8 protein-coding genes are annotated in these 10499 nt (G+C 72.5%); 3 read left to right on the top strand and 5 right to left on the bottom strand.

Translation table 11 applies throughout. From position 1 onward, the window contains the following. Position 1: 1 nt before the first annotated feature. A complete protein-coding gene (locus C5508_RS17835) occupies positions 2 to 1153 on the bottom strand; it encodes a Re/Si-specific NAD(P)(+) transhydrogenase subunit alpha (RefSeq protein WP_269801795.1) in 1152 nt (383 codons plus the stop codon). Positions 1154 to 1464: 311 nt separating this feature from the next. Here C5508_RS17835 and C5508_RS17830 point away from each other — a divergent pair, with 311 nt between their 5' ends. The 3 genes from C5508_RS17830 (at position 1465) to C5508_RS17820 (ending at position 5247) form a co-directional block, all read left to right on the top strand. Then, complete coding sequence (locus tag C5508_RS17830; protein WP_104526270.1) at positions 1465 to 3540, top strand: putative bifunctional diguanylate cyclase/phosphodiesterase; 2076 nt, start codon at positions 1465 to 1467, stop codon at positions 3538 to 3540. After that, entirely contained in the window at positions 3537 to 4370 is an 834-nt protein-coding gene (locus C5508_RS17825) for an HDOD domain-containing protein (RefSeq protein WP_232797263.1), read from the top strand. The genes C5508_RS17830 and C5508_RS17825 overlap by 4 nt, the downstream gene beginning before the upstream one ends. Positions 4371 to 4458: 88 nt before the next feature. Next, entirely contained in the window at positions 4459 to 5247 is a 789-nt protein-coding gene (locus C5508_RS17820) for an SDR family oxidoreductase (RefSeq protein ID WP_198598165.1), read from the top strand. A 70-nt stretch (positions 5248 to 5317) separates the two neighbouring features. Here C5508_RS17820 and C5508_RS17815 read toward each other — a convergent pair whose 3' ends face one another. From C5508_RS17815 to C5508_RS17800, 4 genes are all read right to left on the bottom strand, one after another. Further along, positions 5318 to 6604 (bottom strand): hypothetical protein, encoded by a 1287-nt coding sequence (locus tag C5508_RS17815; RefSeq protein ID WP_104526268.1) that lies wholly within the window; start codon positions 6602 to 6604, stop codon positions 5318 to 5320. A 228-nt stretch (positions 6605 to 6832) separates the two neighbouring features. Then, on the bottom strand, positions 6833 to 7996 hold the full coding sequence (locus C5508_RS17810) for an acyl-CoA dehydrogenase family protein (RefSeq protein WP_104526267.1): 1164 nt from the start codon (positions 7994 to 7996) through the stop codon (positions 6833 to 6835). 5 nt (positions 7997 to 8001) lie between these two features. Next, positions 8002 to 9177 carry an acyl-CoA dehydrogenase family protein gene (locus C5508_RS17805; protein WP_104526266.1) on the bottom strand — a complete coding sequence of 392 codons (1176 nt, stop codon included), beginning with the start codon at positions 9175 to 9177 and terminating at the stop codon, positions 8002 to 8004. Positions 9178 to 9280: 103 nt separating this feature from the next. After that, positions 9281 to 10291 (bottom strand): LacI family DNA-binding transcriptional regulator, encoded by a 1011-nt coding sequence (locus C5508_RS17800; protein WP_104526265.1) that lies wholly within the window; start codon positions 10289 to 10291, stop codon positions 9281 to 9283. Positions 10292 to 10499 lie beyond the last annotated feature (208 nt).

The following is a 10499-nucleotide window of genomic DNA, read 5'->3' as shown; positions in this document are numbered from 1 at the left end:
TTTAGTACTGTTGTGTGGGCTCTGTGATGTTTATAAGAGACAGCTTCTCGCCCTCGCGGACGACGGTGATCGCGCGCTGGACGACGTCGTCGAAGTCCAGGACGAGCCGGCCGTCCTTGCCCGGGGTCAGCAGGGTCAGCAGGTTGACCAGGTTGGTGCCGTAGAGCTGCGAGGCCTGGGCGGGGAGCCGGGAGGGCAGGTCGGTGTAGCCGATGATCGAGACACCGTTGGGAGTGACGACCACCTCGTCGGGCACCGACCCGGCGACGTTGCCGCCCTGGGCGGCCGCCATGTCGACGATGACGCTGCCGGACTTCATCGAGGCCACCATCTCCTCGGTGATCAGCCGGGGCGCGGGGCGCCCCGGGATCAGCGCGGTGGTGATGATGATGTCGACGTCTCGGGCCTGCTCGGCGTACATCTCTGCGGCGCGGCGGTTGAAGTCCTCGCCCATCTCGCGGGCATAACCATCAGCACTGCCGCCGGCGCCGGTCTCGCTGTCGCCGGCCGGCACCGCGACGTACTCGCCGCCCAGCGAGCGCACCTGCTCGGCCACCTCGGGCCGGACGTCGGTGGCCCGGACGATGGCACCCAGGCTGCTGGCGGCGCCGATCGCGGCCAGCCCGGCCACGCCGGCGCCGGCGACGAGCACCTTGGCCGGCGGCACCTTGCCCGCGGCGGTGACCTGGCCGGTGAAGAACCGGCCGAAGACGTGCGCGGCTTCCACGACAGCGCGGTAGCCGGCGATGTTGGCCATCGAGCTGAGCACGTCCATGGACTGGGCGCGCGAGATGCGCGGCACCGCGTCCATGGCGAGGGCGGTGATCGGCCGCTGCGCCAGGGCGTCCACGAGGTCGGGGTTCAGCGCCGGCCCCAGCAGACCGATCAGCGTGGCGCCGTCACGCAGCCGGGGGAGCTCGTCGACGGCCGGGGCGTTGACCCGCAGCACGACGTCGGCCTGCCAGGCGTCCTCGGCGCTGCCGAGGCGCGCCCCGGCTCCGGTGTAGGCCTCGTCGGGGAAGCTGCTCGCCGCGCCCGCGCCGGCCTCCACGACCACCTCGTAGCCCAGGCCGACCAGCTTTCCGACCGTGGCCGGCGTGGCCGCCACCCGCGTCTCCCGGGCGCGCGTCTCGCGCGGAACTCCGATGTGCATCGTGGCGCTCCATTCCTCGGCGGAGTGGCCTCGTCGCCAGTTCGCCAGTGGTGGGGTCGTACGCGGTGCTCGGTGGAACGGGTGGATCTTGCCTGCAAACGGGCCGGGACGACGAAAGGCTCCGCGAATGTGAGGCAGTGCACGTCCGAAGGGGGGAACCGCCCGCCGCGGCGGTTGCGGGCCGTGCACACAGCCTCCCTCCAACGGGGGACCCCGCGCGCTCTCGACTGCAAGCCCGGGGGAGCCCTGACCGAGAACCCTCGTGAAGGCGCTGAACCGGAGCGCCCTCGACGACCAGCGAGGGGAGGACCGTGAGCGTTCAGATCAGCGTGCCCGACGACGACCGCGTTCCGCCGGAGATCGTCTCGTCGATCTTCTACAGCGCGTCCGTCAGTGACCAGATGGCGCTCGTGGTGGCCGAGACCGTCGGTGGCCGCACCCGGATCACGTGGGGCAACGTCGGGGCGGTCGACCTGCTCGGCTACGGGCTGGACGACCTGCGCGCGCTCCCCATCGACCATCTCTTCCCGACCCTCGGCGGCGGGGAGCTCAAGCTGCTGCTGCGCCGCGAGCGGTCGGCTCGGATGACCCTGCCGGTGCGCACCGCCAGCGGAGCGACCGTCGAGGCGGTCGTCGGCACGACGCCGTCGCCGTCGGGACGGATGTGGACCATCCGCATCCTCTCCACGACCAACGAGCAGGAGCGCGCGCTGCGGGCCACCGCCGACGCGCACGAACGCCGCTTCTCCACGCTCACCGAGCGCTCGCCGGTGCCCACCCTGCTCTCGGAGCAGGGGATGCGGCTGGCGCACGTCAACGACGCGTTCTGCACGCTCGTCGGCAGGCAGGCCGAGCAGCTGCTCGGGACCGGCTGGATCGACACCGTGCACGAGGACGACCTCGACACGGTCATCGAGCAGGTCTCCGCGGCGCTCGACGGCGAGGAGGTGGAGACCCAGGCCCGGCTGCTGCGGGAGGACGGCACGGTGCGGACGACGGTCATCCGGTTCGCCCACCTGTTCACCCCCGGCGTGGGCGCCGGCTTCGTCGGCACCATCGAGGACATCACCGACCGGCTGGCCTTCGAGGCGAAGCTCGCCCACCAGGCCAACCACGACCCGCTGACCGGGCTGCCCAACCGCACCCTGCTGGCCCAGTACGTCGCCGGCCGGTTCACGCCGGGCTCCAGCGGCCTGGCCTGTCTCTTCCTCGACCTGGACAACTTCAAGGTCGTCAACGACTCGCTCGGGCACACCGCGGGCGACGAGCTGCTCGCGGAGGTGGCCTACCGGCTCCGCGCCGTGGTCCGGCCCGGTGACCTCGTGGCCCGCTTCGGCGGGGACGAGTTCGTGGTGGTCTGCGAGAGCGTCGACGAGGAGGCCGCGGTGGCCCTCGCCGAGCGCATCTCGGTGGAGCTGGCCCGCCCGGTGCGGCTGGGCGGCGTCGACGTGCGCCCCTACGCCAGCGTGGGCGTGACCGTCCAGACCGCGGAGCACGCCTCGGCCGAGGAGCTCATCCGCGACTGCGACATCGCGATGTACCAGGCGAAGGCCGGCGGCAAGGGCCGGATCACCGTCCTCGACCAGCGGGCCCGCGAGCAGGCGCGCGACAAGCTGCGCCTGGTCGCCGAGCTGCGCGACGCCATCGAGCGCCGCGAGATCACGCTGCTCTACCAACCGATCTTCAGCACCGCCGACGGCAGCCCGGTGGCCGTGGAGTCCCTCGCCCGCTGGGAGCACGCCGAGCGCGGGCCGATCAGCCCCGTGGTGTTCATCCCGCTGGCCGAGGAGAGCGGCCTGATCGCCGGCCTCGGTCTGCTGGTGCTGGACGAGACCTGCCGGCAGCTGGCCGAGTGGGACCGCCTCATGGGCTGGGCCGCGCCGGCCCGCGCCAACGTCAACGTCTCGGCACTCCAGCTGGACGCCAACCTGCCGCCGCAGGTGGCCGCCGCGCTCGAGCGGCACGGGCTGGCGCCGTCCCGGATCTCCATCGAGATCACCGAGTCCGCCCTGATGAAGGACCCGGACTCGGCCCGCGAGATCCTGCACCAGCTCCGCGCGATCGGGGTGGACCTGGCCATCGACGACTTCGGCACCGGCTACTCGTCGCTGGCCTATCTCCGCCACCTGCCGGTCAATTGCCTCAAGGTCGACCGCTCGTTCGTGGCCGAGCTGGCGCACGGGCACACCGAGATCGCCTCGGCGGTCATCGCCCTGGCCCGGAGCCTCAACCTGAGCACGGTCGCCGAGGGTGTGGAGAGCCCCGAGCAGGCCGAGGAGCTCACCCGCATGGGAGTCACCTACCTGCAGGGCTTCAGCCTCAGCCAGCCCCTCACCGGGGGGCACGCCGCCGCCTGGTTCGCCGCCCATGGAGACCGCACCCGATGACCGTCACCCCGCTGCCGGCCCGCACCGAGCCGGCCCCCCTGTTCGACCTGGAGAAGGTGCTCGCCAGCATCGACACCATGGCCGCCCAGCGACCGGTCGCCGCGCAGATCGTCACGGTGGCCAACCAGGACGACACCAGCGCCAAGGTGCTGTCGCGGATCCTCGCCTCCGACGTGGCGCTGGCCAGCCGGGTCATGAAGCTGGCCAACTCCGCCTACTTCGGGATGCGCGGGCGGGTGACGTCCCTGCAGTTCGCGGTCACCGTCGTCGGCTTCACCACGGTGCGGACGATGGCCACCGTCGCTCTCACCGAGCTCGACGACGAGGCCCGGCTGCCGGAGAACTTCTGGGACGTGACCACCAGCCTCGCCCTGGCCTCCTCGGCGCTGGCGCCACGCTTCGGCGAGCGTCCCCAGGACGCCCTCTGCCTCGGCCTGCTCGCGCAGATGGGTGCCGCGCTCCTGCACCACAACGACCCCGAGGGCTACGCCGAGCTGACCGCGGAGCACACGAACCTCACCGAGCGCCGGATCGCCGAGCTGCGCCGCTACGGCATCAACAGCCTTCGGCTGACCGCCGTCGCCCTCGAGCAGTGGGGCTTCCCGCACTCGATGACCAGCCGGCTCAACCAGGTCGACGACTTCACCTCGCTCGAGGGCGGCCTCCTGCGGTCGGCCTTCGAGGTCGCGTCCCGGCTCACCCTCGAGGACTACGACGTCGTCCCCGTCGTGCGGCTGAGCTGCGGCCAGTTGCGCGAGGACGACCTGATCCCCGTGCTCGACCAGGTGCGCGCCGACGCCGACGAGCTCCGCCGGGCGATCCTCGGGTGAGGACCACCCCTCCCCCCACGCCTCGCGAGCCCGGCGCGGGCCCCTGGAGGGTGGCCGTTCCAGCGGCTTCCCAGGTATGAGTCACCGGGTGATCTCACGTTCGAGCCCTGCCGGCAGCATCCTGGTGACCGGCGCGGGGCGGGGCATCGGGCGCGCCGTCGCCGAGCGGTTCCTCGACGCCGGCTGGCGGGTGGGCCTGTTCGACGTCGACCCCGCCGCCGTGGCCGACGTCGCGGCCGGACGGCCGAACGCGGTGCACGGCGCCCTCGACGTCCGGGACGAGGCCCAGTGGGGGAGTGCCCTCGGGCGCTTCTGCCCCGACGGGACCCTCGACGTGCTGGTCAACAACGCCGGCGTGCTGGCGTCCGGTCCCTTCGCCGGCATCGACGCCGGCACGCACCGCCGCCAGGTCGACGTCAACGTCACCGGCGTGGTGCTCGGTGCCCTGACCGGCCACGAGTACCTGGCCCGCGCCCAGAGCGGCCTGCTGCTCAACCTCTGCTCGGCGTCGGCCCTCTACGGCCAGCCGACCCTCGCGACCTACGGCGCCACCAAGGCGGCGGTCAAGTCGCTGACCGAGGCGCTGGACCTGGAGTGGCGGGCCGACGGCGTCCGGGTGCGCAGCCTGCTCCCGCTGTTCGTCGACACCGAGATGGTCACCCGGGACGGCGCGGGGATGGCGCCGGTGAAGAACCTCGGCGTCCACCTGACGCCGGCCGACGTCGCCACGGCCGCCTGGCGGGTCGTGCACGAGCGGCTGCCGCTGCCCCGATCACCGCACCGCACCGTGGGGCGGCAGACCCGCGTGCTGGCGGTCGCCTCCTCGGTCAGCCCGGACTGGCTGAACCGCCTGGTCGTCGGCCGGCTCGGCAGCTGACCCCGGACGCGACGGAGCCCCGCCCCCGGGTCGGGGGCGGGGCTCCGTCGTCGTGCGGGAGGGGCGGAGGTCAGCAGGGGCCGTCGGCGATCTGCTCGCCGAAGCCGTCCGGCGACGGCGTGAGGCAGACGGTCTCGCCGCCGGTGGACACCTCGACGAGCGGGCCCACCGCGGTGATCACCAGGTCGGGGGTCGTCCCCTCGTACCAGGCCAGGACCTCGGGCAGGTACTCCGCGGAGGACTCCCCGCCGTTCTCCTGGGCCACGGTCGCGAGGTCCATGTCCACCCACGTGGCGATCGTGTAGGCGTCCAGCTCCTCGGCACCGGGCGTGGAGGCGCTCATCGCGCCCTCGAACAGGGCGGCCACGTCGACCGGCACCGAGTCCTCCGGGGCGGTGACCGGCTCGGCGTCCAGGACGTCGGCCCGCAGCACCAGGTGCCCGGCCGGCTCGTCCAGGAACTGGGCGGCGTCGAGTTCCACCCGCGTCAGCTCGTCGTCCTGGACCCAGACGGAGACGGACACGTCCTTGTCCGGGACGTCCTCGACCGGGGGCAGCTGCTCCAGCGTCGCCGGGTCCTCGCCCTCGGGAAGGATCCCGGGCAGGCCGTCGCGGACCGTCGCCCAGCCCTTGCGCAGGTTCAGCTCGACCACCAGGTGGTCGCCCAGGTCGTCGTCCTCGCCCTTGCGCTCGACCGACACGACGGCGTCCTGGACGGCCTTGCCGGCGAGGTCCTGGAGCTCCTTCTGCAGCTCGGCTTCCTCCTCGGCCGTGCTGGTCCCGCTCAGCGACTCGACCTGCTCCATGAGGGCCTTGCCGTCGAGGGACACCCAGTCGCCGCCGAGCAGGGCGCGCGCCGGCTCGACCAGCGGCTCGGGAACGGTGGTCCCGGACTCGAGCTCGGCGCGGAAGGACTCGACGTCGGCTTGCATCTCGGGGAACTCGTCGACCAGCCCGTCGACGTCGGCCCGGACGTACAGGTCCTCGCCGATCGCGCGGAACTCGGTGGCGGTCAGGTCGCCGATCTCCACCACGGTCCGGACGGCGTCGTCGGCCGGGTCGTCGGCGTCCTCGCCCTCGTCGAAGCCGAAGACGAGGGACGACGAGAGCAGCGTCGACAGCACGTCGTCGGGCACCTCCTCGCCGCCGGTCGCCTCGTCCGCGGCCTGCAGGAACGCGCGGACGTCGTCCTCGGAGCTCGGCAGCGACAGGCGCAGGGCGCCGGAGGACTGGTCGCCGAACGCCGCGAACGCATCGCGCAGCTGGATCTTGGGCTCGATCGTTTGCAGGCCGCAGGCAGCGGTCCCGCTCAGGAGGGCCAGGACCGAACCTCCCACGAGCAGTCGGTTCAGGCGCACGGAAACCTCCAGGGGAAAGACCTCCGGACGCCCCGGAGTCGATGACGCGGATGCGATCCTGCTGCGTACCGCCCGCCCGGCGCCAGAGGTCTCCACCCGGTGGTGGCGCGGGTGACGGGTGGGTCAGCGGCGCATCGACCGAGACCGGCCCGTGTCCGGACGCACCGCGGCGCCATGCCCCGGGAGGGACATGGCGCCGCGGTGGTGGTGCGAGCGGTGGTGCCGGTGTCAGCCGACCCCGCCGCTGGGGGCGTAGGGAGCGCCCAGCGGGTCGACGGTCTCCCGCTCGGCCACGGTCCGCGCCAGCCGGGCGGCGGCGAAGTCGCCGTCACCGAGCAGGTGGTCGATCGCGGTGAGCCGGCTGGTGTAGTGCCCGACGGAGTACTCGGCGGTCACGCCGATGCCACCGTGCAGCTGGATGGCCTCCTTGCCGATGTGCCGGCCGGCCCGGCTGGTCTGCAGACGGGCACGGTCGGCCGCGGACGCGACGTCGCCGCCGGCGTCCTGCACCATCGAGGCCCAGAGCGCGGTGCTGCGGGCCAGCTCCAGGGACACGTACATGTCCGCGGCGCGGAAGGTGAGCGCCTGGAAGCGGTTGAGGGTGACGCCGAACTGCTTGCGCGTCTTGAGGTACTCGGCGGTGATCCGCAGCGCGGTGTCCATGGCACCGATCGCCTCGTGGGAGTAGGCGATGCGGGCCTCGGCCAGCGCCTGCTCGATGGCGGCCGTCTGGTCGCCACCGGTACCGAGCAGCGCCGCCGGGGTGCCGTCGAAGCGGACGTTGGCGGCGCGGGTGCCGTCGTGGGTGCGGTAGCCGGTGCGGGTCAGGCCGGCGGCGTCGCCCTGCACGAGGAACAGCCCGGTGCCGCCGTCGACGACCGCGGACACGACCAGGACGTCGGCGCGGGCGCCGTGGGGGACCGGCTCCTTGACCCCGGTCAAGGTCCAGCCGTCGCCGGCCTGCGTGGCGGTCACCGCCGACGCCGACGGCGTCCAGCGGGTGCCGATCTCGGCGTGCGCGAAGGTGGGCACGCAAGCGCCTTCCGCGATCGCCCCGAGCAGCTCGCCCTTCTGCTCGTCGGAGGCCACGGCCGCGATCAGGCCACCGGCCAGCACGACCGCCTCGATGAACGGCTCGGGCGCGATGACCCGGCCGATCTCCTCGGCGACGATGGCCACCTCGATCGGGCCGGCGCCCATGCCGCCGTGCTCCTCGGCGAAGGGCAGGCCCAGCAGGCCCATCTCGGCCAGGCGGGACCAGGTCTTCTCGTCGAAGCCCGGGTCGTTCGCCGCCACCTTGCGGCGGGTCTCGCTGTCGGAGTAGGCGCGCTCCAGCAGGCCGCGGACGGCCTCGCGGAGGTCGCTCTGCTCGCTGTCGAAGGTGAAGTCCACTCAGATCACAGCCCCAGGATCGTGCCGGCGATGATGGTCCGCTGAACCTCGTTCGAGCCTCCGTAGATGGAGACCTTCCGGTAGTTCAGGTAGTGCGGGGTCGCGACCCGGGCCCAGTCGGGCACGTCGGAGCCTTCGAGAGCGAACGAGGCGACCGACAGCGGGCCCGCGATGTCGACGAGCAGCTCGGTCGCTGCCTGCTGCAGCTCCGAGCCCTTGAGCTTGAGCACCGAGGACGCGGGATGCGGCTTGCCGTCGGCGGAGTTGGCGACCACGCGCAGAGCGGTGAGCTCCAGCGCGACCAGCTCGTTCTCCAGCTCGGCGATGCGCGCGGCCATGAACGGGTCGTCCAGGAGCGGGCGACCATCGACGGTGATCTCCCGCGCGTGCTCCTTGGCCTGGGCGAGCATCCGCTTGGTTGAGCCGATCCGGGCGATGCCGACGCGCTCGTTGCCGAGGAGGAACTTGGCCATCGTCCAGCCCTGGTTCTCCTCGCCGATCAGGTTCTCGGCGGGCACGCGGACGTCCTCGAAGAACACCTCGTTGACCTCGAACCCGCCGTCGATGAGCTCGATCGGGCGCAGGGTGACCCCGGGGGTGTCCATCGGGAAGACCAGCAGCGAGATGCCGCGCTGCTTCTTCTCGGCGGTCGGGTCGGTGCGGCAGAGGCAGAAGATCCAGTCGGCGTGCTGGCCCAGCGTGGTCCAGGTCTTCTGGCCGTTGACGATCCAGTCGTCGCCGTCGCGCACCGCGGTGGTGCGCAGCGAGGCGAGGTCGGAGCCGGCGTCGGGCTCGGAGAAGCCCTGGCACCACCAGATGTCGAGGTTGGCGGTCTTGGCCAGGAAGCGCTCCTTCTGCTCCTGGTTGCCGAAGGCGGCGATGACCGGGCCGATCATGCTGGCGTTGAACGCCAGGGGCTCGGGCACGTTGGCCAGCTGCATCTCCTCGCGCCAGATGTGGCGCTGCAGGGGCGTCCAGTCGCGGCCGCCCCACTCCACCGGCCAGTGCGGCACGGCCAGGCCGGCGGCGTTGAGCACGCGCTGGGTCTCGACGTACTCCTCCTTGGAGACGTGCCCGTGACCCGCGACCTTGTCGCGGATCTCCTGCGGCACCTGGGTGGTGAAGAAGGTGCGCATCTCTTCCCGGAAGGCCTCGAGCTCCGGGGACAGCTGCAACCGCATCGGTCCTCTTTCCCGACGCCGCCTGGGAGCGGCGCCTCGACGTGTACGTCGGACGATCCCACATGCAGTACCGGCCGGTAACTCCGGCCCGGGTGGAGCCGCTTCAGGCCGGGCCGCGGCGTCCCCGGGCCTGTCCCGTCGAGTTCCGCAGGATCAGCTGGGAGGGGAGAACCAGCTGCTGGACGGCGGTGGGAGAGCGTCGGGGGGCGGCGGCGGCCTCGAGCAGCAGTTCCACCGCCGCCCGTCCGACGTTGGCGTGCGTACCGCCGAGGGTCGTGAGACTGGGCGTGCACAGCTCCGCGGCGAAGATGTCGTCGAACCCGGTCACGCTGATGTCGTCGGGCACGCGGACCGACCGTGCCGCCAGCCGCTGCAGGACGCCGATGGCGAGCAGGTCGTTGTGCGCGATCAGGGCCGTGGCCCCCGTCGTGAGCGCCGCGTCGGCGGCAGCCGCGCCGTGGGCCACCCGGGGTGTGAACGGGCCCATCCGGACCGCCGAGACCCCCGACTCGGCGGCGGCGTCCCGGATGGCCGCCCACCGGCTCCCGGCCATCCACGACTCCCGCGGCCCGCAGAGGTAGGCCAGCGAGGTGTGCCCGAGCGAGGACAGGTGGGTGACCAGCTGGCGACAGCCCTCGCGCTGGTCGAGCACCACGCTCGGGATCTCGGCCACCTGGCGGTTGACCATGACGACGGCGTGCGTGCCCGCGAGCTCGGCGAGATCCCCCTCGGGCAGCCGGCTGGCGGCCAGCAGGAAGCCGTCGACCGAACGCGACAGCCGGTTGACCTGCTCCCGCTCGATGCGCGGGGACTCCTCGGCGTTGACCAGCACGAGCGTGTGGGCCGACGCCTTCGCGCGCAGCTCCGCCCCGCGGATGATCTCGAAGAAGTGCGGGTTGGTGATGTCGGAGACCACCATCGCGATGGTCTGGGTGCGCCGCGAGGTAAGCGCCCGGGCGTGCGGGTTCGGCTCGTAGCCCAGCTCGGTGGCGACCCGTTCGACCAGCTCACGGGTGGGGGCGCTGACGCGCTGGGGGTTGCTGAAGGCGCGGGAGACCGTCGACGTCGCGACGCCGGCCGCCCGGGCGACGTCGTAGATCGTCGGGGTGCTCACGGCGTGATCAAAGCGTGATGGCCGGTCGATGGCAACACCTTGGCAACTGCTTGCCGTCCCGAATCCACCCTCCCTACCGTCGGCGTGGCTGTGACAGGCAGCACACCGCCCGACCGAAGGAGCGAGGGCCCAGTGACGGCTCCCCACGACCCACCCACCCGGTGGTGGTCCCGCCCGGTGCGGGTGATCACCGCGATCGAGATCGGGC

It is taken from the genome of Blastococcus atacamensis, assembly GCF_002938425.1.
GTDB classification, from domain to species: Bacteria; Actinomycetota; Actinomycetes; order Mycobacteriales; family Geodermatophilaceae; genus Blastococcus; species Blastococcus atacamensis.
Note: the sequence above shows the minus strand (reverse complement) of the source record. Positions and strands in the feature narration are given on the sequence as shown.